29 protein-coding genes are annotated in these 25365 nt (G+C 62.7%); 15 read left to right on the forward strand and 14 right to left on the reverse strand.

Features of this window, described 5'->3' with window-relative positions; genetic code table 11:
• Positions 1–57 precede the first annotated feature (57 nt).
• Both D1223_RS11030 and D1223_RS11035 read right to left on the reverse strand, forming a co-directional pair.
• A complete protein-coding gene (locus D1223_RS11030) occupies positions 58–1707 on the reverse strand; it encodes a DEAD/DEAH box helicase (protein WP_119376487.1) in 1650 nt (549 codons plus the stop codon).
• A 140-nt stretch (positions 1708–1847) separates the two neighbouring features.
• The gene (locus D1223_RS11035; RefSeq protein ID WP_119376488.1) at positions 1848–2453 is read right to left on the reverse strand and encodes a superoxide dismutase; all 606 of its coding nucleotides are present in this window, start codon (positions 2451–2453) and stop codon (positions 1848–1850) included.
• 65 nt (positions 2454–2518) lie between these two features.
• Here D1223_RS11035 and D1223_RS11040 point away from each other — a divergent pair, with 65 nt between their 5' ends.
• Complete coding sequence (locus tag D1223_RS11040; RefSeq protein ID WP_158588456.1) at positions 2519–3169, forward strand: squalene/phytoene synthase family protein; 651 nt, start codon at positions 2519–2521, stop codon at positions 3167–3169.
• A gap of 33 nt (positions 3170–3202) precedes the next feature.
• Here the strand turns inward: D1223_RS11040 and D1223_RS11045 are convergent, their stop codons facing one another.
• The 4 genes from D1223_RS11045 to D1223_RS11060 all read right to left on the reverse strand — a co-directional run bounded on the left by D1223_RS11045 (position 3203) and on the right by D1223_RS11060 (position 8651).
• Complete coding sequence (locus D1223_RS11045; RefSeq protein ID WP_119376490.1) at positions 3203–4099, reverse strand: CHAD domain-containing protein; 897 nt, start codon at positions 4097–4099, stop codon at positions 3203–3205.
• Positions 4100–4109: 10 nt separating this feature from the next.
• Positions 4110–5792 (reverse strand): DHA2 family efflux MFS transporter permease subunit, encoded by a 1683-nt coding sequence (locus D1223_RS11050; RefSeq protein WP_119376491.1) that lies wholly within the window; start codon positions 5790–5792, stop codon positions 4110–4112.
• A 10-nt stretch (positions 5793–5802) separates the two neighbouring features.
• On the reverse strand, positions 5803–6996 hold the full coding sequence (locus tag D1223_RS11055; RefSeq protein WP_233353130.1) for an HlyD family secretion protein: 1194 nt from the start codon (positions 6994–6996) through the stop codon (positions 5803–5805).
• Positions 6997–7139: 143 nt separating this feature from the next.
• Entirely contained in the window at positions 7140–8651 is a 1512-nt protein-coding gene (locus D1223_RS11060; RefSeq protein ID WP_119376492.1) for a putative bifunctional diguanylate cyclase/phosphodiesterase, read from the reverse strand.
• A gap of 471 nt (positions 8652–9122) precedes the next feature.
• Between D1223_RS11060 and D1223_RS11065 the strand changes: the two genes are divergently transcribed.
• On the forward strand, positions 9123–9515 hold the full coding sequence (locus D1223_RS11065) for a DUF983 domain-containing protein (protein WP_119376493.1): 393 nt from the start codon (positions 9123–9125) through the stop codon (positions 9513–9515).
• Here the strand turns inward: D1223_RS11065 and D1223_RS11070 are convergent.
• Together D1223_RS11070 and D1223_RS11075 are read right to left on the reverse strand one after the other, a co-directional pair.
• Entirely contained in the window at positions 9512–10189 is a 678-nt protein-coding gene (locus D1223_RS11070; protein ID WP_119376494.1) for a nitroreductase, read from the reverse strand. The genes D1223_RS11065 and D1223_RS11070 overlap by 4 nt on opposite strands.
• A 77-nt stretch (positions 10190–10266) precedes the next feature.
• On the reverse strand, positions 10267–10464 hold the full coding sequence (locus D1223_RS11075) for a hypothetical protein (protein WP_119376495.1): 198 nt from the start codon (positions 10462–10464) through the stop codon (positions 10267–10269).
• Positions 10465–10643: 179 nt separating this feature from the next.
• On the opposite strand from D1223_RS11075, the gene D1223_RS11080 reads away from it, so the two are divergent.
• Complete coding sequence (locus tag D1223_RS11080) at positions 10644–11045, forward strand: DUF983 domain-containing protein (RefSeq protein ID WP_119376496.1); 402 nt, start codon at positions 10644–10646, stop codon at positions 11043–11045.
• 31 nt (positions 11046–11076) lie between these two features.
• On the opposite strand, the gene D1223_RS11085 is transcribed toward D1223_RS11080, so the two are convergent.
• The 4 genes from D1223_RS11085 to D1223_RS11100 form a co-directional block, all read right to left on the reverse strand.
• On the reverse strand, positions 11077–11454 hold the full coding sequence (locus tag D1223_RS11085) for a hypothetical protein (protein ID WP_119376497.1): 378 nt from the start codon (positions 11452–11454) through the stop codon (positions 11077–11079).
• A gap of 31 nt (positions 11455–11485) precedes the next feature.
• Entirely contained in the window at positions 11486–12142 is a 657-nt protein-coding gene (locus tag D1223_RS11090) for a hypothetical protein (RefSeq protein ID WP_119376498.1), read from the reverse strand.
• Between the two features lie 59 nt (positions 12143–12201).
• Positions 12202–12768, reverse strand: a complete 567-nt coding sequence (locus D1223_RS11095) for a DUF1287 domain-containing protein (RefSeq protein WP_233353131.1) — start codon at positions 12766–12768, stop codon at positions 12202–12204.
• Positions 12769–12838: 70 nt separating this feature from the next.
• The gene (locus D1223_RS11100) at positions 12839–13510 is read right to left on the reverse strand and encodes a nitroreductase (RefSeq protein ID WP_119376500.1); all 672 of its coding nucleotides are present in this window, start codon (positions 13508–13510) and stop codon (positions 12839–12841) included.
• A gap of 142 nt (positions 13511–13652) precedes the next feature.
• Here D1223_RS11100 and D1223_RS11105 point away from each other — a divergent pair, with 142 nt between their 5' ends.
• On the forward strand, positions 13653–14915 hold the full coding sequence (locus tag D1223_RS11105) for a SulP family inorganic anion transporter (protein WP_119376501.1): 1263 nt from the start codon (positions 13653–13655) through the stop codon (positions 14913–14915).
• Between the two features lie 9 nt (positions 14916–14924).
• On the opposite strand, the gene erpA is transcribed toward D1223_RS11105, so the two are convergent.
• Positions 14925–15251 carry an iron-sulfur cluster insertion protein ErpA gene (gene erpA, locus D1223_RS11110; RefSeq protein ID WP_119376502.1) on the reverse strand — a complete coding sequence of 109 codons (327 nt, stop codon included), beginning with the start codon at positions 15249–15251 and terminating at the stop codon, positions 14925–14927.
• On the opposite strand from erpA, the gene D1223_RS11115 reads away from it, so the two are divergent.
• From D1223_RS11115 to D1223_RS11165, 11 genes are all read left to right on the forward strand, one after another.
• On the forward strand, positions 15250–16452 hold the full coding sequence (locus tag D1223_RS11115) for a deoxyguanosinetriphosphate triphosphohydrolase (RefSeq protein WP_119376503.1): 1203 nt from the start codon (positions 15250–15252) through the stop codon (positions 16450–16452). The two genes, erpA and D1223_RS11115, sit on opposite strands and share 2 nt — an antisense overlap.
• 98 nt (positions 16453–16550) lie before the next feature.
• On the forward strand, positions 16551–17402 hold the full coding sequence (locus D1223_RS11120; RefSeq protein WP_119376504.1) for an SPOR domain-containing protein: 852 nt from the start codon (positions 16551–16553) through the stop codon (positions 17400–17402).
• Complete coding sequence (nagZ, locus tag D1223_RS11125; RefSeq protein ID WP_119376505.1) at positions 17399–18442, forward strand: beta-N-acetylhexosaminidase; 1044 nt, start codon at positions 17399–17401, stop codon at positions 18440–18442. The genes D1223_RS11120 and nagZ overlap by 4 nt, the downstream gene beginning before the upstream one ends.
• The gene (locus D1223_RS11130; RefSeq protein ID WP_119376506.1) at positions 18439–19257 is read left to right on the forward strand and encodes a segregation and condensation protein A; all 819 of its coding nucleotides are present in this window, start codon (positions 18439–18441) and stop codon (positions 19255–19257) included. The genes nagZ and D1223_RS11130 overlap by 4 nt, the downstream gene beginning before the upstream one ends.
• On the forward strand, positions 19254–20048 hold the full coding sequence (scpB, locus tag D1223_RS11135; RefSeq protein WP_119376507.1) for an SMC-Scp complex subunit ScpB: 795 nt from the start codon (positions 19254–19256) through the stop codon (positions 20046–20048). The genes D1223_RS11130 and scpB overlap by 4 nt, the downstream gene beginning before the upstream one ends.
• A 75-nt stretch (positions 20049–20123) precedes the next feature.
• Positions 20124–20366, forward strand: coding sequence for a twin-arginine translocase TatA/TatE family subunit (gene tatA / locus D1223_RS11140; RefSeq protein WP_199288211.1), 243 nt, complete (start codon positions 20124–20126; stop codon positions 20364–20366).
• 20 nt (positions 20367–20386) lie between these two features.
• Positions 20387–20854, forward strand: a complete 468-nt coding sequence (tatB, locus tag D1223_RS11145) for a Sec-independent protein translocase protein TatB (RefSeq protein ID WP_119376508.1) — start codon at positions 20387–20389, stop codon at positions 20852–20854.
• Positions 20851–21690 (forward strand): twin-arginine translocase subunit TatC, encoded by an 840-nt coding sequence (tatC, locus tag D1223_RS11150; protein WP_119376509.1) that lies wholly within the window; start codon positions 20851–20853, stop codon positions 21688–21690. The genes tatB and tatC overlap by 4 nt, the downstream gene beginning before the upstream one ends.
• Before the next feature lie 81 nt (positions 21691–21771).
• Positions 21772–23073 (forward strand): serine--tRNA ligase, encoded by a 1302-nt coding sequence (gene serS / locus D1223_RS11155; RefSeq protein ID WP_119376510.1) that lies wholly within the window; start codon positions 21772–21774, stop codon positions 23071–23073.
• Positions 23074–23453: 380 nt separating this feature from the next.
• Positions 23454–24215, forward strand: a complete 762-nt coding sequence (gene surE / locus D1223_RS11160) for a 5'/3'-nucleotidase SurE (RefSeq protein ID WP_119376511.1) — start codon at positions 23454–23456, stop codon at positions 24213–24215.
• The gene (locus tag D1223_RS11165; RefSeq protein WP_119376512.1) at positions 24203–24856 is read left to right on the forward strand and encodes a protein-L-isoaspartate(D-aspartate) O-methyltransferase; all 654 of its coding nucleotides are present in this window, start codon (positions 24203–24205) and stop codon (positions 24854–24856) included. The genes surE and D1223_RS11165 overlap by 13 nt, the downstream gene beginning before the upstream one ends.
• Positions 24857–24874: 18 nt before the next feature.
• Here D1223_RS11165 and D1223_RS11170 read toward each other — a convergent pair whose 3' ends face one another.
• Entirely contained in the window at positions 24875–25285 is a 411-nt protein-coding gene (locus tag D1223_RS11170; RefSeq protein WP_119376513.1) for a Kazal-type serine protease inhibitor domain-containing protein, read from the reverse strand.
• Positions 25286–25365 lie beyond the last annotated feature (80 nt).

Here is a 25365-nt window from a genome sequence, read left to right on the forward strand (position 1 = left end):
GTCATGTCAATTAAAGCTGCGTGACAATTGCATGGCAGTCCACGGCCAGGCGGTCCACTAGCGCTTCAGGAAATCCGGGACGTTGTTGCCGAAACCACGAACGGCGTCGCTGGCGGGTTCGAGTTCGTCCTTGCCGCGCTTGCGGTCCTTGCCGCCATCCTTCTTGCCGCCGCCGCGTGAGCGTTTTGGCTTTTCGGCTTTGGCCGCGGGTTTGTTGTCAGCGGATTTCTGGGGCTTTGAAGCCGGCTTGCTTTCGGACTTGGCCTTGGCTTCTTTCGCTTCCGCGGGCGCCTGGCTATCGGCCTTTGCCTCGTCCTTCGGCTTGCTGCGGCTACGGCCGCCGCGGGAGCGTCCGCCCGAGCTTCTGTCGTCCCGCCCGCTGCGGCTCCGGCCCTTGCCGCGCCGGCCGCCAGTGTCTTCAGGCAGGTTCTCGATCTCCTCAAGAAGGCCTTCCGGCATCAGCTCCTCGACATCGGTCTGGATCATCTTCATGACCCCGGCCCAGGACTTCTCGTCGAATGGCCCGACGATTGTCACGCTCTCGCCCTTGCGGCCTGCGCGGCCAGTCCGGCCGATGCGGTGGACATAGTCCTCGTCCTTGGGTGGCGGCGCGTAGTTGAAGACGTGGCTGACATCCGGAACATCGAGACCGCGCGCGGCCACATCTGAGGCAACCAGAAGCTTGAGGTCCCCATCACGGAAGCGGTCCAGCGTCTGCGTGCGGTAGGCCTGCGGCAGGTCGCCATGGATCGCGGCGGCATCAAAACCGTGCTTGTTCAGCGACTTGGTCACGACATCGACTTCGCGCTTGCGGTTGCAGAAGACGATGCCGTTCTTGACCTGGCGGTTCTCGATCACGCGGCGCAGCGCCGTGCGCTTGGCCTTGTCGTCATCGCGCGGGATTTTCACCACGAACTGCTTGATCGTCTCGGCCGTCTGCGCCTGGCGGGCGACCTCGATCTTTTTGGGATCCTTCTGGAAGCGCTGGGCGAGCTTGTTGATCTCCGGCGGCATGGTCGCGGAGAAGAGCAGCGTCTGGCGGCGCGGCGGCAGCAGGGCGCAGATCTTCTCGATGTCCGGGATGAAGCCCATGTCGAGCATGCGGTCGGCTTCATCGATGACGAGGATTTCGACACCGGTCAGCAGGATCTTGCCGCGCTCGAACTGGTCGATCAGGCGGCCGGGCGTCGCGATGAGGACGTCGACGCCGCGCATCAGCTTGTCTTCCTGCTCCTTGAAGGAGACCCCGCCAATCAGCAGCGCCATGTTGAGCTTCAGGTGCTTTCCATATTTCTCGAAGTTCTCGGCCACCTGGGCAGCAAGCTCACGGGTCGGCGCGAGGATCAGCGTGCGCGGCATGCGGGCGCGGGCGCGGCCCTGTTCGAGGCGATGGATCATCGGCAGCACGAAGGCCGCCGTCTTGCCGGTGCCCGTCTGGGCGATGCCTGTCACGTCACCGCCGAGCAGAATATGCGGAACGGCCTGCGCCTGGATCGGTGTCGGCGAATCGTAGCCGGCCTCTTCGATGGCTTGCAGGATTTTCGGTCCGAGCCCCAGCGCAGCAAACGTGGTTTTCGGTTGTTCGTCTTGTTTTTCGGTCAAAAAAGTCTCTTTCGGGTTATGGATTCTGTATCGCTCGGAGAACTGCCCGGATGGCAGCAGGCCCGGGCGCTTCCATGCCCGGAAAGAACATACTGGCGTCGCCATACCTGAATTGTTGCGGTTGCGAAAGGGGGCGCGGCAGTCTGCCAGCGCGCTGTGGCGGCACAACAACACTGAAAAAGGCCCGCTTCCATAACCGGAAACGGGCCTCGTTCATTCAGTCGCCTGGCAAGGCGTTAGGTGACCTAGCTCGCGTCAGACAGATTCTGGTTCGCGAAGTCCCAGTTCACCAGGTCTTCGAGGAAGGCCTGCATGTAGTTCGGGCGCGAATTCTGGTAGTCGAGATAATAGGCATGCTCCCAGACATCCATGGTCAGGAGGGGCGTTGCGCCGTCTTCCGTCAGCGGGGTCTCGGCGTTCGGCGTCTTGCGGATGGCAAGCTTGCCGTCCTTCAGCACGAGCCAGGCCCAGCCCGACCCGAACTGGCCGCCGCCGGCTGCCTTGAACTCTTCAGCGAACTTTTCGTAGGACCCGAAATCCGCGTCGATCTTGGCAGCAATCGCGCCCGTCGGCTTGCCGCCGCCGCCCGGCTTCATCGAATGCCAGTAGAAGGTGTGGTTCCAGACCTGGGCGGCATTGTTGAACAGGCCGGCCTTTGAGCTGTCCTTTGCTGCGTCAGCAATGATCGTCTCGAGAGCGGCACCTTCATGCGCCGTGCCCTCGATCAGCTTGTTGAGATTGTTCACATAGGCCTGATGGTGCTTTCCATAGTGGAAATTCAGCGTCTCTTCTGAGATGGCTGGTGCCAGCGCATCGCGGGAGTAGGGCAGAGGGGGAAGTTCGAAAGCCATTAAAGGTCGCTCCTTGCGTTGAAGTGATTTAAATTTTTTGGCGCGTCGCACGTCATATGGGGTCCATGCCACACTCTTCTACCCTCACAAGCCCTGAAATTTGGGCAAGCCTCGATGAAAAGGTCCGCGCCGGCGACGAGGATCGCTGGCTGTCATCGCGTTATGCGTCGAAACCGGAGCGCCGCGCGCTGACTGCACTTTATGCATTTGCCTATGAACTTGCGCGTGTCCGGCTCGTCGTGACCGAGCCGGGGCTGGGCGCCATCCGCTTCCAGTGGTGGCGTGAGGCGCTGGAGGAAATCGAACAGGGAAAGACGCCCCGCGCCCACGATGTTGTCGGCGCGCTGGCCGACATGCTGGCCGAGAACCGCTATGACATCGGCGCGCTGAAGCGGCTGGTCGACCAGTTCGAGGACGCCTTTGAGGATTCAGACCGAGCGCTTCAGCCAGAAGCCTTGCTGACGGCAACGGCGGCTCGTGTCCTGGCCAACGCGCATGGTTGGGGAACGCACATCACCTCGCTTGCGCCGCATGTCGCCGCCCTGCGCCGGGGTGAGCGCGTTGGATACGGCCCTGTCGTTGCGCGGGTGCCCAAGTCGATCCGTCCGGCAATCGCCCATCTGCGGCTGCGCCGGCTTTATGGCCGCCCGACGCCGCCCGGCAAACTGTCGCGGCGGATGTGCGTGCTGCGCGGAATCATTACCGGCCAGGTCTAGCCATGACAAGGCCAGGACGCGTATTCTGGCCGTCTAGGGCACCGGCTGGCGCGCACTGTCCCACCATTTCGCCCAGCGCCTTGCCATGTCGTCCGGCGGTTCGGCGAGCAGTTTCTTGCCGCGCTTGATGCAGGTTTTCTCAAGCTCGTGCTGGCGCCCGATGGCCAGGCCTTCGACCAGCTCTGTCGTGTCGGAGGATGCGCCGAGCAGCGTCTTTGCTGTCGCCCGCAAGACGGCAAGGTCGTGATGCTCGCCAAGATCGCTACAAAGCTGTTCGGCCTGTTCGCCATAGCCGCTCATCACCGGCGGCCAGACCTTCTTCATCAGGCGGATCTGGTACCAGTGATACTTCATCGGCTTGCGCCACTCATGAAAGTCTTCCGCGATCCGGCTTTTGCGGGCCTTCTGCATCGCCTTGCGGGCGCGCTTGTAGGTTTTCCGTGCGCCGGGCGTAAAGGCGTCGGCGCCATTGGCATTGAGTGACCAGTCCGGCACGCGGTCGAGGGCTTCACGGAAGACCAGCCTGAGATCGGACAGGCGCTCTTCAATCTCCGCCTCATCGAGGCCTTTGCGCTGCGCTTCCAGGGCCTGCCTCAATGGCGCCAGGGCAGCTTTCTTCAGCTGCGCTGAAAAATGGTGTTCGAGGGCGTCGACGGACTCCAGCACGGCAGACGCATCGCGCAAGGGTGACAGGGTCCGTGCTGCGTCACGGAAGGCCGCATTCTCGGTCTCGAAACCGGGAAAGACGGGGCGGACCAGGCGGACGAGGCCGCGCATCTTCTTGCAGCGCTTGCGGGCCTGACGCACGCGCTGGTGCTGGCTCAGCGTTTCATCGCGCAGCTCCGACAGTCCCGTTTCGAGCTGGCTGATGGCGATGCGGCGTATGCCGGCATCCACACTCTCGTCGCTCATGCGCAGCGAATAGGCCAAAATCAGTCCCTCAACTCGTCCCCGATACCTCCGCCGGTGTAGGTGCGGGCGGCGGCGATTGTCCCTCAAGCCTTGGTTTGGGCATCAGGCCGAGGGCAAAGAATACAAATACAAACCAGAGCGCAGCAACAAGAAAGCAGTCCCTGAAGGCCAGGACGCTGGCTTCGGCTGAGATCTGGCGCCCAAACTCGCTGAAGGCCGTCTGGAAAGCCTGCAATTGCGGCATGCCGGCGGCCTGGTTTTCGAGCGCTTGCATGGCATGGCTGTAAGTCATCTGCGGATTTGCCTCGGTTAGCCCGGCTGACAGATGGTCGCCATGGAAGAGAAGGCGGCGCTGCAGCAGGATCGCCAAGAGGTTGACCCCGAAGGCGCCGCCGATCTGCATCAGGAAGGACGCCCCGCCCGTTGCCGACGCAAGCAGGTCCGGCGGCACAGCGCGAACCGCCGTCGTATTGGCGGGAGGCATGCAGAAGCTGAGGCCGATCCGGCTCAGCACGACCCAGAAAACAAGGGTCCAATAAGGTGTCAGCGCGCTGACATGCGAGAGCAGGTAGGCCGAAATGGCGAAGACGACGATCCCGAAGGCGAGCAGGAAGCGGACATCCACCTGGTCGGTCAGCCGCCCGGCCAGCGGAAAGCAGACCACCATGGCGAGACCAGCCGGGATCATCATGATGCCGGCGGCCGTGGGCGAGTAGTGCTGCACGAGCTGTACAAAGAGCGGGATGAGGTAAGTCGATCCGTAGATCGCGACTCCCGTGGCCGCGATGATCAGGCCGGCGGACCAGAACTGGCGGTAGGCGAAGATTGCAGGATTGAGGGCCGGAAACGGGTGTCGCTTTTCCCAGAAATAGAAGGCCGCCGCCGCCGAAAGGCCGATCGTGATTTTCAGGAGCGTGATGTCGGAATCCCAGCCATCCCGGTTGCCGCCTGCGAAGGCCGAGAGGAGCGAAACGAGGGCGACGGTCAGCAGGCCAAGCCCACACCAGTCAAGCGGACGGCGGCCGGCTCCCCTGTCCGGGTCGACGCCGGGCATCAGGAAGGAGGTGGCCGCCAGCGCAGCAATCGCCAGCGGAACGGTCGCCACGAAGACCAGCCGCCAGCTGGCGAGATCGACGGCGATACCACCGAGCGCCGGTCCGAATGCTGGCGCCAGCACCACGCCAATCGAGAAGATGCCGATGGCCGTTCCGCGTTGCTTGTCTGGAAAGGTCTGGAAGATCAGGAACATGGACATGGGCTGGATCAGCCCGGCGGCGACACCCTGCATCGCTCGCGCCAGAATGAGCAGGCCAAGCGAACTGCTGACGGCGCCCAGAAGCGATCCCGCCACGAACATCGACATGGCAACGAAATAGGTCGCGCGCGGCCCGTAATTCGTCATCGCCCAGGCATTGGCGAGCATGGCGATCGTCGAGGAGGCGAGGAAGGCGGTGGACATCCATTGCGCCTGGTCCTGTCCAAGACCAAAGGCCCCGATGATGGCCGGAAGGGCAACATTGATGGTGGTCGCGGCGAGCAGCGTCCCCATCGATCCGGTCAGCATCGCAAAGAGAAGCAGCCACCTGTAGGCCGGGCCAAACTGGGCGAACCGATCGCGCACCGCCTTGTTGGCCGTTGGGGGGATGTCATCCGGCAGCGGCTTTGGCTGTCTCGCCCGTGACGTCTGGCTGTTTGCGCGGCTGGCCGTCATCGCATCGCCGTCAGCCCCGCGCGCTGTTGCCCGATGCCTTGCGGATACGCACCCGCACCATCGTCCCCGGACGCAGCTGGACGTTAGCCGGCTCGACATCGATCCGGACGGCTATGCGCTGCGTGATCTTGGTGAAAACGCCGCTCGCATTGGGGTTGGGCATCAGTGCGGCCTCGCCAATCGTCGCATCGTGAATGCTCGACACATGGCCTTTCAGTTCGACACCGGGATAGGCATCGGCCTTGATGATGACGTCGGCACCCGGGCGCACGTGCCGGATATTGGTTTCCTTGATGTTGGCCGAAACCCATACGGTGTCAGGGTCATGCAGCAGGGCCATGCGGAATCCATGCAGTGAATGTTCGCCCGCATCGAAGAAGACTTCATCGACAACTCCATCGATGGGGCTGCGGATCGTATGCTGGTCGACGACGACCTTCTGGGCGTCGAGGCGCGCCTCCGCCTTCTGGAGAGCCGCTTTCAGGACGGCCAGTTCGTAGTCGATAAGGCGGACTTCCTCACCGGATATACTCGCTGTGCGTTGTTCGGCGGCGGCTCTTTCCCGTTCAGCCTCGGCCCGGTGAACCGCTTGTTCCGCCGTGTCCAGGACATTGCGGGCCTGGTCGAGCGCGGCCTGTGAGACGCGGCCCTTGTCGAACAGGTCCTGCGTGCGGTCGAAGTCGCGCTGGGCGGTTTCATAGTCGGAGCGGGCCGCGACCAGGGCTGCAGCGGCCGACTGCGTACCAGCGGTTCGCGCGGCAACTTCGCTGCCGGCCTTGGACGAAGCCAGCAAGACACGCATTTCCTCTCTGGCGATCTCTGCGCGAAGCCGTTCGGCTTCTGCCTCAAGTTCGGCCAGCGCATAGACCGCTTCGCGATCATCGATCGTAAACAGGACATCGCCAGCCGACACGCGATCGCCCTCGCCGACGGCGACATTGGTGATGCGTCCGGAAACATCAGCCGAAACGGCAATCATGTCAGAGGCGATCCGTGCATCGGCGGTCGAGACGTAGGCCGCGCGGTCGATCAGGAACTGAACCGCGAAACCGATCAGGACGAGAGCAGCAAGCAGGCCGCCCGCCAGCCGGGCATGCTTGACCCGGAGCAGGGCGCCGGCCCTGCCGAAACGGCTTGGAGCTGTCGTTTCGGCCTCCATCGAGGCCTGTGGAATGTTCCCGTCCATTTTGTCAGGCCAGCGCATGGCGCGCGTAAGCCGTCCTCCCTTGGGATCTTTTCTTTGGTGTCACTCTGACAAAGTTAGAATGATTGTTCGAGCCCTGACGTAAAGGCAGGGGCCAGAGCGGCGGTTATCGGGTGCCGGTGGACGGGCTGCAGGCGGCGGATTCAGGCCCTGAGCGCTTCCTTGTCGCCTTGCCGTCCATAGCGGGCCCAAACTTCCTGGGCAGGCAGGGCGTGGCCGAAATAGTAGCCCTGCAAATTGCTGCAGCCCAATGCCTTCAGCACGGTGAACTGCGCCTCGTTCTCAACGCCTTCAGCCACAAGCCCGATATTCACCGCGCGCGCCCATTGGGTGACGGCGCTGACAAGCATTGTGACGCGGTCATTCGATTCCAGTTCGGCAATCAGCGAACGGTCGAGTTTTATCTTGCTGAAGGGCAGGGCGATCATCGAGCGCAGGTTCGAATAGCCCGTCCCGAAATCGTCGAGCGCGATGCGCACGCCTCTTGCCTTGATCGCTTCGAGCTTTTCACGGGCCGCTTCTAGATCCTCGATGAAGACAGCCTCGGTAATTTCCATGACGATGCGGTCATTGGGTATCGGGGACTCTTCGAGCAGGGCGTCGAGATCGCTGAGAAAGCTGGGCAGGAAGAGGTCGGATGGAGGAACATTGAAACTCAGATCCTTCAGCCAGCCTTCTTCGATCCAGGGCAGGGCCAGTTCGCTCGCTGTAAGGAACAGGTCAGCATCGAGCCGGCGGCGAAAGCCGAGCTTCGTGGCCAGGGGGATGAATGTTCCGGGGGAGATCATGCCGTCCGGGCGGCTCCAGCGCGCGAGGACCTCAAACGAGACCCGGTCTGGCCTTGAAGAATCGACAATCGGTTGGAACCAGGGCTCGATCTGCTTGTCTCGAATGGCCTGGCGCAACCGGACTTCCAGGTCGAGTTTCTCGACGATCTCATCCTGCATCGACGGGTCGAACAGACACACGCGGCTACTGCCTGTCTTGCGGCATTTCAGCAGGGCGAAGTCGGCGGCGCCGCGCAGGGACTCAACGGTTGCCTCTGCTATATTGGTGCCCGCGGCGCCGATGTTCACATCCATGATGACCCGGCGGCCAAGAATGTTCATGGACGCTTCGAGGATCGAACGCAGGAAGTCTGCGAAATTGGCGGCATCGCGGGTACTGAGCACGGTCGATATGGCAAATTCATTGCCGCCCAGCCGCGCTGCGAGACTATTGCTCGCAAAGGCCGCTTCCTGAAGGCGCCGGCCGACCTCCTTCAGCACAAGATCGCCGCCATGCTGGCCAACCAGGCTGTTGATCTTCTTGAACCCGCGCAGGTCGATCAGGAATAGCCAGTGATAATAGCCGTCATGCGGATTGGTTTTGAGGACCTCTTCCAGGTGGCTGACAAAGGTCGCGCGATTGATCAGGCGGGTGAGCAGGTCGAGACGCGAGAGTGTAAGGACCCGGTCGCGCTCGGATCGGAGGGTCTCCATCTGCTGGTCCAGCTCGTACTTTGTTTCTTCGAGCTGGCGGCTGGCCTCGAGAAGTTCGCGCGATTTATCCTCCAGCGCGCGCTCGGCACTGAGGCGGGCATTTCGTTCTTGCTCGATCTTTTTCAGGAGCAGGCGAGCGTCATCTGAATTGTCTTTGGAGATGTCAGCTTTCATGCACACTCCAGTGCAGACAGGACGGGTCGGGGTGCGCCATAGGGTGGGGACGTCATGCCGGGGCCGGAACAGGTTTCAAAGCTTGAGCAGGCTCGTGCCGACCGAAGCGCGTGCGAAACCGGCATGCTTTCGATTTCAAGCCATCGGAGCCCGATTATCTCGTGGTTGAGAAACTTATTGAAACCATTCCCATTCATCTTGCCCCCCCTCGGACAGTCTGCTTTCCCGTCAATATTCGGCCATCCGCTTTCAGACTGCTGAATCCGATCGATGAAAATTTGCTGCTTTTTGCATCAATGCGCCCTACGGTTGAGGGGGCACCTTGCAAAACTGTAATAAAATATACGAAAGAGCGTATTTCTGGCCTGCACCGTCCGTCCTCAGCGGGATGGCCGGTTTTTGCAGTCAGGCGGCCTACTGCGTCGCCGTAGCACATTGGATGGACTGCCCAGCCGGGCAACAAGCGTGCCGATGGAGACGACAACCCTGTCCGAGCCGACCTTGTTCCAGGCGCTTTTGCGTGGGCTGTCGCTACGCTGTCCGCGCTGCGGCGAGGGCCACCTCCTGTCAGGCTATCTGCGCCAGTATGATGCCTGTTCGCATTGCGGACTGGAAACCGGCGCCATCCGCGCTGACGACGGCCCGCCCTGGCTGACGCTGCTGGTTGTCGGGCACCTGCTCGCGCCATTCATGGTGATAACGCTGATGAACGATGCGCTGCCGAGCTGGCTGTCGACGCTGATCATGGCCGTTGTCGCGGCGGCGCTGTGCCTTGGCCTGCTGCCGCGGGCCAAGGGGCTGTTCATTGCTGCCATCTGGAAGCTCGGTGCGCAGTCTCCGACCGATCCTTCCGATCAGGCCTAGTCGTCGAACCCGACAAAGGTCGCAGCCTCGTCGACCGATTTGCGCTTCGAGACCACGGCATTTGCCGGGAAACTGTCATCCGGCCAGCCCATGGCGACGCAGGTCTGGATGACCTGGTCATCCGGTATCTTCGCATGTTCGCGCACGACGGGGCTCTGCATGATGCCCTGCGAGTTGATCACGCAGCCGAGGCCCCGGTTCCATGCGGTATTGACCAGGCAGTTGACCACCCCGCCACAGTCGAACGGTGCGATATCGCTGCCCTGGATCGACTTGTCATAGGTGATAACGATGGAGACGGGCGCATCGAACTGACGAAAGCCGCGCAACACCCAGTCCATGCGCGCCTCCTTGTCATGGCGCTCGATACCCATGACGGCGAAGAGCTGCTTGGCGATCTCGATCTGGCGTTCGCGATGGACGCCCTCATAGCCCGGTCCCATGCGGAATTCGCGCGAGTCCGGCACGCCGGCGAGGTTGCGCTCGACATTGCCTTCCCGGATGCGGTCGAGGACCTCGCCGGTCACGACGTAGAAGTTCCAGGGCTGCGTATTGAGCGACGTCGGCGCACGCATGGCGATTTCGAGGATTTCGCGGATGAGCGCCTTGGGCACCGGCTTGTCCAGATAGCCGCGGATGCTGCGGCGGCCCTTGATGACCTCGTCGAATTCCATGCGCTCTTCCTCCCGAGTCTGCGTCTGGCGATGAAACTAGGGCGATGCCGCTAGGGCAGCCAAGAGGCTTGCGCCAGTCAATCGAACCCGCCGCCTTCGGAATGGACCAGGACGAGGATGGCGCCCCAGCCGAATCCCGTCAGCGCCGTTATGCCGCCGGCCCAGAGCAGGAAATTCACCTCCAGTTCCAGGCCTAGCCAGACAAGCCCGGCGCCAGCTGCGATGAGGATGAACGGCGCGAAGGTCCAGAAAAGCCAGCGAAAGAACTTTGCCATGGGCGCCTCCAAAGAGCGACACCCAGCATGGCCCTTATTCTTTTGACGGCTTGCTAATGAAAAGCGCGAAAATTGACAGCCGCGTCGCCAGCGATGCTCTGGTATCCGGGTGATATTCCGGCCCCATGCGCCCACCCGCCGCACTTCAATGCGCAAAGGGACGTCCCCATCTGCCCGGCATGTTTGAAGATCCGATTCGCCGGGGGCTGAAGCTCCGCTGCGCCCGCTGTGGCGAGGGCAAGCTGTTTCGCAGCTATCTCAAATTCAAGGATGAATGCGCGGTTTGCGGGCAGGATTTCAGCGTTGCCGACACCGCCGACGGGCCGGCCTTCTTTGTCGGCTTCCTGGTGATGATCCTGTTTGCACCCTTCTACTTCATCCTGCCGATGCTGCCCTTGCCCTTGCCTTTGATGATTGGGGCTTGGGTGGTGCTTCTGTCGATGATGATCGGCCTGGCGCTTTTCCTGCTGCCGCCTTTCAAGGCGGTCCTGTTCAATCTTCAGGTCCGCAACCGGGCCGAGGAAGCAAAATGGGAAAGCACCGGCAAGCATGGCACCCCGCCGAACAACTGGAAGCCATAGTCCGCCCACCGGTTGAGACTGAAGGGGATATCTACCAGCGCCGCTTGGGGCCCATCATGTCCTTGAAGGCTTCGAAGGTCCCGCGCGCGATCTGCGTGATTGTGGGCGAGCGGCCATGGGCGTGACGAACGAAGTGGACGCAGTTGGAACCGGTCAGGTGATAGTCATGACCGACGCGGCGATGGGCCCGCGATGCCGCGAGATAGTCGCCGCTGCTTTCGCCGGGGCCGTGATTGGTGATCTCGCGCCCGCGTGCGAACGCTGACAATGACTGGGTGACGACGCCGCCGTAACGCCCATTGTTGGACACGATACGGCCGTCCCAGGTGACCACGCCATAATGGCGCAGTACGCCGCCAAACCGCACTGAGACCACGTCGCCGGGCCGGTAATCGTATTTATCGTTCATCGATAAACGATAGGCTGGATTCCGGCGCGGGTCAAGCTCGTTCGCGGGATGTCGCGTTCGCCTCGGTTTTGTCTTCTGCGTCTTCACGTTCGCCATAGCCCTGGTCGAATGTGACCCGCGCCAGCGTCTGCAGCCGGGTGATCAGCTCTGACGAGCGTTCGCGCCGGTAGATCACCGCTTCAAGCGACAGGTCCCGGTCCCGGATTTCCTGGGCAAGGTCCGCCTCGAGCGCCGCGCGCGCCGCGCCGGTCAGCGTCTCGTCGGCGAGCTGGCGTTCTGCGGCTTCGATCGCGTCGGTCTGCTCGAGTACGGCCGTGATCGGTACTGTCTCTCGCAGGAAGTGGGCATGGACGTCGAAGCGCAGCTGCATGTCCCGGATTTCGAACAACCGCTCGCGATTGCGCTCATAGATCGCTGCTTCGCGCAGGGCCGTCTGAAAAAAGCGCTGCGTGACGCGTCCCCAGGGCTTGCCGATTTTCTGGGATGAGAGCGCAAGGTCGACCAGCGCGTCGATTGAAGTCAGCACCTCTCCGAAAAAGCGTGCCGCATCGCGTTCCTTGCGCTTGCGCCAGAGCCGTTCCTGGATGATTTCGGCGAGCAGGGCGCCGCCTGTCGCCAGCACCGCGCCGAGGATGACGGCCAGCAGCGTGTCCAGATTGCCCATGAAGTCGAAGGATGATGCGCGCATTCATGAGCCCTCCCAGCCAGCCCGGCGGTGAGGATTGCATAAAGTGGATCAGGCGCAAATCAGGCGGGATAGTATCGGAAGCGGCGCTCATGGTCGAAGCGGCCGATGAGGCGCTCCTCACGCGTGCCGAGCCCGATATTGTGGAGCACCAGCGGTTCGCCCCAGGCGGTCGTCTTGTCCGAAATGATGGCGATGTGCGGCAGGCTCGCATCGACGCGGCAGGTCAGGAGGTCGCCCGGCTGCCAGTTTTCCGCCGGCAGTTCTTCTGCATGGCGCGTCAGCCAGGTTTCGAGATTGGGCACGCGGCGATGGTCGATATTGCGGTCCGGTCGCGATAGGCCCCATGTCCGCGGATAGGCCGAGAAGTTCGCACGCATGTCCTCGTGGATGGCTTTCTGGAAGTCGAACTCGAATGCATCGCGATAGGCGCGCACGACGACGTCTATGCACACGCCCGTCTCACGCGCGACGTCGCCGCCCGGATAGGCGAGGCGGACATAGGCTGGATCATAGTCAATGGTGACGCCGACCTGCCGGCGGGCCGCCGAGATGAGCTGGGTCGCCTCCGGGAAGACCTGCCAGCCGGTATTGGTCGCTGCGAGCGGAAGCGCGGTCAGGCCTGCCATCATCTCTCTCCGGTTCATGGAGATGAGACTGAGTGGCACCTGGGGCGTGATTGTGGCGGCTCCGCGGCCTTTAGAAGCCTTTCAGCTCGGCGATCTCATCGACGCTGGCGCGTTCGGCGCGAAGCTGGTTGACCGGATGGTCGGGGTCCGGCCAGCCGACGGCCATGCCGCAATAGAGCATTTCGGTCTCGCCGAGTTGGAAGTGGTCGTGCAGCGTGTCGCGCAGGATCCCCCAGCACTCCTGGAAGCAACTGCCCCAGCCGCGCTCCTCAGCAAGCAGGGCGAGCGTCTGCATGTACATGCCCGTATGGGCCCACTGGCCATGGCCCATGCGCTTGTCGATGACGAAGAATACAGCGATGGGGGCGTCGAAGAAGCGGAAGTTGCGTGAGAACCACTGGATGCGCCCGGCCTTGTCCTCACGCGGGATGCCGAGTTTCTCATACATCATCTCGCCAACCCTGCGACGGCGTGATTCGTGCGGCTCCCAAAGGTCCGGCGGATAGATCGGGCGGTCTGTGGGCTCGCCGCGCGGATTTCCGGCGAGTTTCTTCTGCGCAAGATCGATAACGGCCTGCTTTTCATCGCCCGTCACGACAATCGTCCGCCAGGGCTGAAGATTACCGCCTGAGGGGGCGCGCTGTGCCGTCTCGAGCCAGTCGCGGACCTCGGCTTCGCTGATCGGCTTGTCCAGAAAGGCGCGCGTTGAGATGCGTTGATTGACGGCCTGTTTGACGTCCATTTTGCTCACTCCCTGACTGTTGGAGCGAATTAGGACAGCGACGCAAGGGAAGGGCAAGCCCTCTGCGGCGCCTGGCCAGGGCCGTCATGAGTAGTCAAGTCGCAGTGCGCGAAGCATGGCATGGTGATAAAGACCGGTTGCCATGCGCAAGCCCAAAATCCTGACGACGATCCGGGACTATTCGGCCCGGCTGTTCCTGTCCGACCTCATGGCCGGGATCACCGTCGCCATGGTGGCCATGCCGCTCAGCCTTGCCATCGCGATCGCCTCTGGCGCGGACCCGGCGGCGGGCCTTGTGACCGCCATCGTGGCGGGTTTCATGATCTCCCTTCTGGGTGGCTCGCGTGTGCAGATTGGCGGGCCCACCGGCGCCTTTATCGTGGTCGTCTTCGGGGTGATTGCCGATCATGGCTATGACGGCCTGGTGCTGGCGACCTTCATGGCAGGTTTCATCCTGCTGGTCGCGGGCTATTTCCGGGCCGGGCGGTTGATTGCCTTCATCCCCGAGGCGGTCGTCAACGGCTTCACAATCGGTATCGCCATCATCATCGCAACGAGCCAGATCAGCGACTTCTTCGGTCTGACGGCGGGTTCCGTTCCGGCCGATTTCGTCGAGAAACTGCCAGCGCTCTGGGACGCGCGTGAGACGGCCAACCTGCAGGCGCTGGCGATTGCGCTGGTGACGCTGGTGCTGATTATCGGCCTGCGCAAGGCGGCGCCGAAATATCCGGGCCTGATCGTTGCGGTCGGGATCGGGTCGGCGGCTGTCGCTCTTTTGAACCTGCCGGTGGATACGCTCTATTCGCGCTTCGGCGCGCTTCCGAACCATTTGCCCATGCCGCACCTGCCGGAGATCAGCTGGGCGCGGTTTGTCGAGCTTATTCCGTCGGCCATCACGATTGCCTTCCTGGCGGGGGTCGAGTCGTTGCTCTCGGCCATGGTCGCCGACCGGATGATCGGCGGCCAACACCGCCCGAATGCCGAACTGACGGCGCAGGGGGCGGCGAACATCGCATCTTCTCTCTTTGGAGGCCTGCCAGCCACGGGGGCGATTGCCCGCACGGCGACCAATGTCCGCGCTGGCGGCAAGACGCCCGTGGCGGGGCTGGTCCATGCGCTGGTGATCCTGCTGATCATGCTGGTTGCGGCGCCGCTGGCTGGCTATCTCGCCATGCCGGCGCTGGCCGCCCTGCTGGTGATGACCGCCTGGAATATGAGCGAGCCGCATAAATGGGGCGAGTATGCGCGCGCCCGCCCGAGTGACCGGGCCTTGCTGGTTCTGACGATGGTGCTGACGGTTCTTGTCGACCTGACCGTTGCCATCGGCGTCGGCGTTGCCATCGGCCTCGCTCTGCGCCTCGGCCGTCGCGATACCGAAACCGACTGGAAGACGCCGAAGCGCTGACTGGCCGATCTAGAGCGAGAAACTCGTGCCGCAGCCGCAGGCGGCCGTGGCGTTCGGATTGTTGATCTTGAAGGCGGCGCCGATCAGTTCGGTTGAGAAATCGATCTCCGAACCGCGCATGAATTCCAGGCTCATCTCGTCGATCAGCACGCGGGCGCCGTCGCGCTCGACCACGATATCGTCATCATTCTTCGTATCGTCGAGATCGAACTTGTAGGAAAACCCCGAGCAGCCGCCGCCTTCGACGGACACTCTAAGGAAGTCCTTGCCGGACTGCTTTGCCAGAATCGCATTAATGCGCTTGGCAGCCGAAGGAGAAAGGGTGACATCGCTCATGTCCACCAAGATAGGAAAGCCTGCGCTTCCAGAAAAGCCCGCCGTGTACACGACGCGCTGGCAGGAGAGCCGCGGGCGGTTTCACGAAGAGCATGAATCGGCGACACGCACGCCGTTCCAGCGCGACCGCGACCGGATCATTCACTCGTCCGGATTTCGCCGCCTGAAGCAGAAGACGCAGGTTTTCGTCGCCCATGAAGGCGATCATTACCGCACACGCCTGACCCATTCGCTGGAAGTCTCGCAGATCGCCCGCTCGGTCGCGCGGCGCCTGGGCGTGGACGAGGATCTCGCCGAAGCCATGGCGCTGGCGCACGATCTCGGCCATCCGCCTTTCGGGCATGCCGGGGAAGACCAGCTCGACGCCTGCATGGAAGCCTATGAGGGCTTCGATCACAATGCGCAGACGCTTCGGGTCGTGACCCGGCTGGAACAGCGCTATCCGACCTTTGACGGGCTGAACCTCACCTGGGAAATGCTCGAAGGCCTGGTCAAGCATAACGGCCCGCTGGTTACCGCCGATACGCCCATGCCCGCGCTTCCGGCGGCGTTCCGCGACTTCCCGCACCTCGAAAAGCTGGAGCTCGACCAGTTCGCCGGCCCGGAAGCCCAGATTGCCGCGCTCGCGGACGATATCGCCTACAACAATCATGACATTGATGACGGCATCGCGGCCGGGCTGTTCTCCATCGATGACATGCTGCACCTGCCGGTCGTTGGCGATGTCTTCCGGTCGGTGCGGCTGGAATACCCTGTGCTCGATCAGCAGCGCACGGTCTATGAGGCGGTGCGCCGGCTGATCGGCCTGTGGATCGACGATCTCGTGCAGGAAACCGAGCGCCGCGTGCAGCAATACCAGCCCGGCTCAGCCGCGGATGTGCGCGCCATGCCCGAGCCGCTGGTGGCGTTTTCCGAGGATTTCGACCTGCAGCAGCGCGCGCTGAGGGCGTTTCTCTATGAGCGCATGTACAAGCACTACAAGGTCAACCGCATGCGCAGCCAGGCCAAGCGCGTCCTGAAGGAGCTGTTCGACCTTTTCCTCGAGGAGCCGGACATCCTGCCGCCGCCGCTTCGCCAGGACGCCGAACAGGCGCCGCTGGACCGCCGGGCGCGGCTGGTCTGCGACTATATTGCCGGGATGACCGACAATTACGCGATCGACCTTCACCGCAAGGTGTTCAATCTCGAAAGCATGATCTGACGGCAGCGCGGTACTGAATCCCGCCGGATTCAACGATCGTTAACGAACCAGCCCCTAATTTTAACCAGTAAACACCTCCATCACGGGCAGATGACTTAATGACCTATCGTAACCATGACGCTGACTTCGGACCGTATGAGGAAGAATACCGCGGTTTCGAAATCCGGGATGACGAGACGGCGCGCGGTCCGCTCATCCTGACACTCGCCATTGGCGTTCTGATCGTGTTCGCCGCCGTGGTCTGGAATACTTACCGGCAGGGCGTTCGCCCGCAGGACGGGGCGCTGCCCATGGTTGTTGCAGAAGCACAGCCTTACAAGCGCGTGCCCGACGACCGGGGCGGGGTGCAGATCGATGACCTCGACCGGATGCTGTACGATGTGATCGACGGCTCCAGCCGTGAAACCGCGACAACCGCGCAGCAGGTCGCAAGCCGTACCGATGGCTATCTCAAGGGTGGCCCACCGCTCGACCTGCGGCCTTCCTCGGATGAAACCGAAAAGCCTGTTAGCAACGCGTCCAGCCAGCCACCCGTGCAGGAACCGGCTGCTGATACCAGGCCTGCGGATGTAAAGAGCGAGTCGCTGGCTCCGATCGCAACGCCGGAACCCGAGCGTACGGCGCGTGCGGAACCGCTGCCTCAGCCGCAAGTCCAGCCGTCGACGCCTGCATCGCGTTTTGCATTTGCCGCAGGCGGGGAGTATCTTGTCCAGATATCGGCGCTGCGCAGCGAAGCGGCTGCCACAGATGCCTGGCAGCGTGCGCGCCGGTCCCACCCCGACATCTTTTCAGGAGCAAGCATGTCCATCGAACGGGCCGATCTGGGAGCAAGGGGGGTCTTCTACCGCCTGCGCGCCGGTGCGTTCGGCTCACGTGAGGGCGCATCGGACTTCTGCGACGCCTACAAGTCCGCCGGGGGTGACTGTATCGTGGTGCGCGAGACGGCATGACGAACAAGGCCTGCATCCTCAGCGTGGCAGGGCCGAACCTGCTACGCGACGAGGCGGCCCTGTTCGCCGAGCACAAGCCTTGGGGCGTGATTCTCATGGGCCGCTCCTGCATCTCGAAAATGCAGGTCAGCCAGCTGGTCGAAGACATCTGGAATGCGGTTGGGCGTGAAATCCTGATCTTTATCGACCAGGAAGGCGGGCGTGTCGCCCGGCTGAAAGCGCCCGAATGGCCGCTGTTTCCAAAGGGGATCGTCTATGGCGATCTCTACGATGCCGATCCTGACAAAGGCCTTGAAGCCGTCTGGCTCGGCCACCGGTTGATCGCGCATGAGCTGGCCGCGATGGGCATCCATGCCGACTGTGCGCCCGTCTGCGACCTGCCTCAGCCCGGCGCCCATGACGTGATCGGCGACCGTGCCTTTGGCACCGATCCGGACAAGGTCGGGGCGCTAGCAAAGGCCGCGCTGAAAGGGCTGGAAGACGGCGGCGTTGCCGGTGTCATCAAGCATATACCGGGGCACGGCCGGTCCATGGCTGACAGCCACCTGGAGCTGCCCCGCGTCACGGCGGGCAGCAATGAACTGGCCTCCGACTTTGCGGCGTTCATCCATGTGAAGGACGCGCCAATGGCGATGACGGCCCACATTGCCTATGACCATTTCGATGCTGGCAAGGCCGCAACAGTTTCCCACAAGATGATTCAGGAAGTCATCCGGGGCCGAATCGGGTTTGATGGCCTTCTGATGACGGATGATCTCGGCATGAAGGCCCTGGGGGGCTCCCTGACAGATCGCGCCAGTGCTTCCATCGAAGCGGGCTGCGATGTGCTGCTGCATTGCTCGGGTTTCCTGAAGGAAGCCGATGCGATCCTCGCTGAGATGACGGAAGTCGCCGAAGCGGCGCCGGTTCTCGAAGGCAAGGCCCTTGAGCGTGCAAAGAATGCCGAGGCCGCCTCAATGCGCGCATCCGCCTTCGACGCCGAGGCCGGATGGGAGCAGTTCAAGGCGCTCATCCCCGATATCGGAGTGACGCACGCATGAGCCTCGAACTCGTCTCCAACGACCTCATCGAGCGCGAGGATATCGAAGCCGAAGACATGTTCGCCGTCGATATCGATGGCTATGAGGGCCCGCTGCACCTGTTGCTGGACCTTGCCCGCAAGCAGAAGGTGGACCTGCTCAAGGTCTCCATGCTGGAACTGGCGACGCAGTACCTCACCTTCATCGAGGATGCCCGCAAGAAACGGATCGATCTTGCCGCCGATTATCTGCTGATGGCGGCCTGGCTGACCTTCCTGAAGTCGCGCCTCCTGCTGCCAAAGCCCGAAAAGGCCGCCAATGACGAGATCGACGGCGAGGAGATGGCTGCCCGGCTCGCCTTCCGCCTCAAGCGCCTCGATGCCATGCGCGAGGCCGGTGACCAGCTGATGGAGCTGGCGCAGCTTGGCCAGGACGTGTTTGTCCGGGGCGCGCCGGAAAAGCCGCGCGTCATCAAGCAGACCGAATACGACACAACGCTCTGGCACCTGATGCAGGCCTTCGGGTCGATCCGCCAGCGCCGCGAGGAAGCCGCGCCGCACCGCGTCGAGCACCAGTTCGTCCTGCCGCTCGAACATGCGCGCGACTCGCTGAAAAGCCTGTCGAAACTCATCGATGACTGGGCGAGCCTCGACGACCTGCGCGCCCGGATGAAGGATATTGCCGGCGATGTGCCGCCGCGCTCCGTAACTGCCAGCGTATTTTCCGCCGCGCTCGAACTCGCCCGCGATGGCGATGTCGAACTGCGCCAGGACCAGCATTTTTCGCCGCTCTATCTGCGCGGCAACAGGGAAGACAGGGGAGGGCTGACCGCATGAACGCGATACCCCAGATGAAAGACCAGACTGTGGACGACGAACCGGATGATATCCGCAAGGCCGTACGCCAGCTCTCCTTTGCCTATCGCCGCTCCGCAGAAGCCCTGTCGGAATCGGGCGGTGCGGATGTTGACGAAAGCGCCGAGGCATTGCGCCGGGCCGAGGCGGTGCTGTTTGCCGCGGGCGAGCCGCTTTCGGCCGAGCAGGTCGCAGAAACGCTGCCGCAAGGCGCCGATGCGGCTCAGGTTTTGATGTCGCTCAAGGCGGCTTATGCCCATCGCGGCGTGAACCTCGTCGAGGTGGCTGGAAAGTGGCGGTTCCAGACCGCCGAGGACCTGTCCTACCTCTTCGTGGAGGAGCGCCATGAGCAGAAGAAGCTGTCGCAGGCTGCGCTGGAGACGCTCGCCATCATCGCCTATGGCCAGCCGGTCACGCGCGCCGAGATCGAGGCTGTGCGCGGTGTAGCGGTCTCCAAGGGCACGATCGACCAGCTGATGGAAGCGGGCTGGGTGCGCATCAAGGGCCGCCGCAAGACGCCGGGCCGGCCGGTCACCTACGGCACGACCGATGACTTCCTGGAGCATTTCGGGCTGGAAAGCCTCGAGCTGCTGCCCGGGCGGTCTGAGCTGGAAGCCGGCGGGCTGCTCTCGGATGTCGTCCCCGATGACTTTGATGCCAGCCAGGTCGAGCTTCCATTCCGTGATCTGGACGACTCTCCGGCAGGCGGAGACAGCGGTGAAGACGCCGCATTCGTGACAGATTTCATGGACTCCGAGGCCGAGGAAGACTAGGGCAAACTCAGACGCGCCCATTGAGCCGGGACCGGCTCAGCGCTATCTGTGCTAGTATAAACGCGGAGTACGGCCATGGCCCCCAGCTGGATGCAGCTTCTCATTGTCCTGATCGTCGCCCTGTTGCTGTTCGGCGGGCGCGGACGGATTTCCTCGATCATGGGTGACATGGCCAAGGGCATGCGGTCCTTCCGCAAGGGCCTGAATGACGATGATGACGAGGAGGAAAAGACCTCGTCTGCGTCTGGCAAGTCGCTCAAAGACGACAAGATGGTCAACGTCACCCCTGAAAAGGACAAGACGAAGTCGTCCAGCTGACGCCCGGGGAAGGCTGATCCATGCTTCCTCAATTTGGAATGACAGAATTCCTGCTGATTGCGGTCATCGCCCTGATCGTTGTCGGCCCCAAGGACTTGCCCATGATGATGCGCAAGCTCGGCCAGTTTGTGTCCAAGGGCCGCTCCATGGCGCGCGAATTCCAGTCGGCCTTCGATGATATTGCCCGTCAGGCCGAGCTTGATGAGCTGCGCAAGGAAATCGAGGATCTGCGCCGCGACAATCAGCTTACCCAGGCCGTCGATGACCTGAAGAAGACCGAGGCGGACATCAACCGCAAGGTCATGATGGAAAACCCGCTGCCGGATTCCGACGCCGACAGCCGGGGGCCGGGCGCCATGCCGGAGACGGAAGAGACCGAACAGGCCGCATCGCCGGACGAGGCCGAGGCGCCCGCCAGCCCCGCTGAAACCGAAAAAGCCGGGGATGCCGCGCCTGACGATACCGGCAAGAAAGCCTCCTCTACATGAGCCAGGACATGCGCGAGGACGAACGCCCCGACATCACTGATGATGACGAGATGGAAGCTTCGCGCGCGCCTCTGCTCGATCACCTGATCGAGCTTCGCTCGCGACTAATCTGGTCAATCGTCGCGCTGGCGCTGGGGACGATTGGCTGCTTTTTCATCGCACGCCCGCTCTACAACATCCTGCTCGGGCCCCTGGTCGCCGTCGCGGAACTCACCCGCCAGGATGCCAATTTCGAGCTGATTTATACCGCGCCGCTGGAAGTCTTCTTCGTGCAGCTCAAGCTCGCGCTCTTTGCCGGCGTCTTCGTCGCCTTTCCGATCATTGGCTGGCAGATGTACAGCTTCGTCGCGCCGGGGCTTTACCGCAAGGAAAAGGGGGCGGTGCTGCCCTTCCTGATTGCTGCGCCGGTCCTGTTCGTGATCGGGGCGGTGTTCGTCTATTTCGTGATGCTGCCGCTGATCTCCCGCTTTGCGCTGTCCTTCGAGCAGCTGGGCGGGGATGGCATCGCTGCCATCACGCCGCAGATCAAGGTGTCGGAATACCTCTCGCTGGTCATGGCGCTGATGCTCGCTTTCGGCCTGTCCTTCCAGCTGCCGGTTGTGCTCAGCCTAATGGGGCGCGCCGGCATTATCGGGTCGGACACGCTGCGGTCTGGGCGCAAGTATGCGGTCGTGGCCATTCTGGTCGCCGCCGCCTTCTTCACCCCGCCCGACCTCATCTCGCAGGTCATGCTCGCCGTGCCGGTCTACGGCCTCTACGAAATCTCGATCTGGTGCGTGCGCATGATGGAGAAGAAGGCCGAAGAGGAAGAGGCCGCGCGAGAGGCTGAGACCTGATCTCACATCTCACCGGTTCCGCTCGCGCGCCAATTCCTCTACAGGGGGCCGGTCTTCAAGTTTAGCAGTGAGTCTCGCACCATGTTCGACATCCGCGCGATCCGCGAAAATCCCGAGGCCTTCCGCGCCGCCTGGAACCGCCGCAAGCCGGGACTCGGCGATGCTGTGGACGATATCCTCGCCCATGATGGCGCCCTGCGGAAGGCTGTTACCGACAAGCAGGAAGCCGAGAGTGCGCGCAATGCCAACTCCAAGCTGATCGGCCAGGCCAAGGCCAAGGGCGACGAGGCCGAGTTCGAGCGCCTGCGCGCGGTCGTGGCCGAAGCGAAAGACACGATCGAGGCAGCCGGCGAGCAGGAAGCCGCCGCCCGCGAGGCGCTGGACGAGATCCTGCTCGGCCTGCCGAACCTGCCGCTGGACGATGTGCCGGTCGGCGAAGACGAGGACGGCAATGTCGAGCAGAAAGCGGTCGGCACGCCCACCGCGCTCAGCTTTGCGCCCAAGGACCATGCCGACCTTGGCGAGGCGCTCGGCATGATGGATTTCGAGACAGCGGCCAAGATGTCCGGCTCGCGCTTCGTGCTGCTGCGCGGGCAGCTGTCGCGGCTTGAGCGCGCGCTGGCGAACTTCATGCTGGATGTCCAGACCGGCGAGCATGGCTACACCGAAACCACGCCGCCCGTCCTGGTTCGAGATGAGGCGCTGGTCGGCACCGGACAGCTACCGAAATTCGGCGAGGACTCCTTCCAGACAACGGATGGTCTCTGGCTGATCGCGACGTCGGAGATCTCGCTCACAAACAGCGTCCGCGAATCCATCCTCGACGCTGACGTCCTGCCCAAACGCATGACCGCGCACACGCCATGCTTCCGCTCCGAAGCAGGCAGTGCGGGGCGAGACACGAAGGGTATGATCCGACTGCACCAGTTCAACAAGGTCGAGCTTGTCTCCATCGTCCGTGACGAGGAAGAGGGCCTTGAGGAGCTGGAGCGGATGACGCGCTGCGCCGAGACCATCCTCGAGCGCCTTGAGCTGCCTTACCGCCGCATGCTGCTATGCACGGGCGACATGGGCGCGGGCGCGCGGAAAACCTATGACCTCGAAGTCTGGCTGCCGAGCCAGGACACCTATCGCGAGATCAGCTCCTGCTCCTATTGCGGGGACTTCCAGGCCCGGCGCATGGATGCCCGCTGGCGTCCCAAGCCGACCGAGGACAACCCGAAACCGAAGCCCGAATTCGTTCACACGCTGAACGGCTCCGGCCTCGCGGTCGGGCGCGCGCTGGTCGCCGTTCTGGAGAACTATCAGCGCGAGGACGGCACCATCGCCGTGCCGGACGCCCTGAAGCCGTATATGGGCGGGCTGGAAGTGATCGGGGCGTAGTGGTTCGACAAATATTGCTTCAGAGTTCCGTATGTGACGGATTTGTCACGTCACAAAAACGTAGAAAATGTGTCGCCGTTCTGATGCCAAACTGTCACATCGCGCTCACATAGCGGTCCTAATGGTATAACTGGAAATCGAGATGACCTTCATCGTTTTTGGTGAAAGGAGCATCTGATGACCACCACTCAAAAAGTCGATCAGCCAGGCAAAGGACCAGGACCACTTGCAAAGTGGGCTGCCTTGATCATTGGGGTTGCTGCATCTGTTTGGCGGGCAATGAAGCAATAGGTGCAAACAAATTCATACACTTGTTGTGACGAGAAGTTGGCTAGTTTATCGCCAATGGATTGGAATAACTTGTGCACTGAAACTGACGAATGAAAATCCTCCTCACCAATGATGACGGTATCCACGCGCCGGGGCTTTCCATTCTCGAAAGCATTGCGCGCGAGCTGTCCGACGATATCTGGATCGCCGCCCCCGAGGTCGAGCAGTCCGGCCAGTCGCGCTCCATCACGCTGACCCAGCCAGTGCGCACGCGGAAGGTGCGCGAACAGTGCTGGGCGGTCATGGGCACGCCGACCGATTGCGTCCTGCTGGCCGTTCTCGACCTGATGGACGAAAAGCCGGACCTCATTCTCTCCGGCGTCAATCGCGGGCAGAACATCGCCGAGGATACGAGCCTTTCCGGGACGATTGCGGGCGCCATGTTCGGCATGCATCTCGGTATTCCCTCCGTCGCGCTAAGCCAGGCCCAGAGCTTCCGCGAGCGCGGCTCGCTGCCCTGGGAAACCTCGAAGCAATGGGGCGCGAAGGTGCTGAAGCCGCTGATCGATAAAGGCTGGCCCGATGATGTGGTGATGAACATCAACTTCCCCGACCGCGAGCCCGACGATGTCGCCGGCATCGAGATCACCCGCCAGGGCTTCCGCGATGAGCAGATCATCCACACTGAGCGGCGCGAGGATCTGCGCGGCAACGATTATTACTGGATCGGCTTCAAGGGGCGTCTGTCGAAGCCCGACGAAGGCACCGACCTGCGGGCCATTTATGAAGGCCGCATCTCTGTCACGCCGCTGCATGTCGACCTGACGCACAATCGCTATCTCGAGGAGCTGAAAGCCTCATGGCGGACCTGATCGCCGATCCGTTTCGCGCAGCCCGCCTCGTGCTGCTGCTGCGCCGCCAGGGCATTCGCGACGACGCTGTCCTGTCGGCGATGGAAACGATCGACCGGTCCGTCTTTGTCGAGCCGGCGCTGGCCGAGCTTGCCTATGAAGATACCGCCCTGCCGATTCCGTGCGGCCAGATGATCCCGAAACCGGTGGTCGTGGCGCAGCTGCTCGGAGCGCTGCAGGCAACGCCGGGCAAGGAAGACCGCATCCTCCTCATTGGGGCGGGCAGCGGTTACATGCTCTCCCTGCTGGCACAGATCGGACGCCATGTCTGGGCGCTCGACCGCTACCAGAAGCTGGTCACCGACGCGCGCGCCCGGATGCTTGAGCTGAAAGTCGACAATGTCACGCTGAAGCATGCCGACGGTCTCAATGGCTGGCCGGAGCACAAGCCTTATGATCGCATCTTGCTGACCGGCGCGGTCAGCGGCATTCCCGATGCGCTCCTGTCACAGCTTTCGCGCAGCGGCGCGCTGGTCACGCCGTTCAACCAGACGGGCAAGGACCAGGTGATCCGGCGGGTGACCGCGACCGGCGAGGAAACCGATTTCCCGATTCTCGAGCCGCTCCCGCTCCTGAGAGCCGGGAAATCAGCCGCGCTTTAGGCGTTCGGCTCGCCTGGTTTATTCAATGTCTGCGCCGGCGCATTCGCCTTCGGCCGCAACGCTTGCGCCAGAAGCAGCCGCTTCGCAGGCATTGCCATAGGTCTGGCCGTCACAGCCACAGACCGGCATGTATTCCTGCGTGCAGACCTCCGGAATGGGCTGGCACGTGCCGCTTCCATCCATGATTTCAAGGCACTGGCCGTCGGGCTGCTGGCAGTAAAGGCCGGCCGGGCAGGAAATGCCGGCAACGCCGCCACACATGGCGCCTTCAGCATCGGGGGCCGGGGCAGGGGCCGCAGGCGTTGCGTCGGCTGGCGTGGTGTCCTCGATGGGCGCCGGATCGGCAGCATCGGCCGGTTCGGCCGGCGTCTCGCCCGGCTGGCAGGCAGCGGCCAGAAGAGCCGCGAATGATACGATCAGCAAGCGCATGGTCAGACCCCCGTCTGTGATTCCAGACCGCAATACGCGCATGGCCGGGCCGGAAAGGCAATACGCTGCCTCGCCCGCCC

Source organism: Henriciella mobilis, assembly GCF_003576285.1.
Classification (GTDB): domain Bacteria; phylum Pseudomonadota; class Alphaproteobacteria; order Caulobacterales; family Hyphomonadaceae; genus Henriciella; species Henriciella mobilis.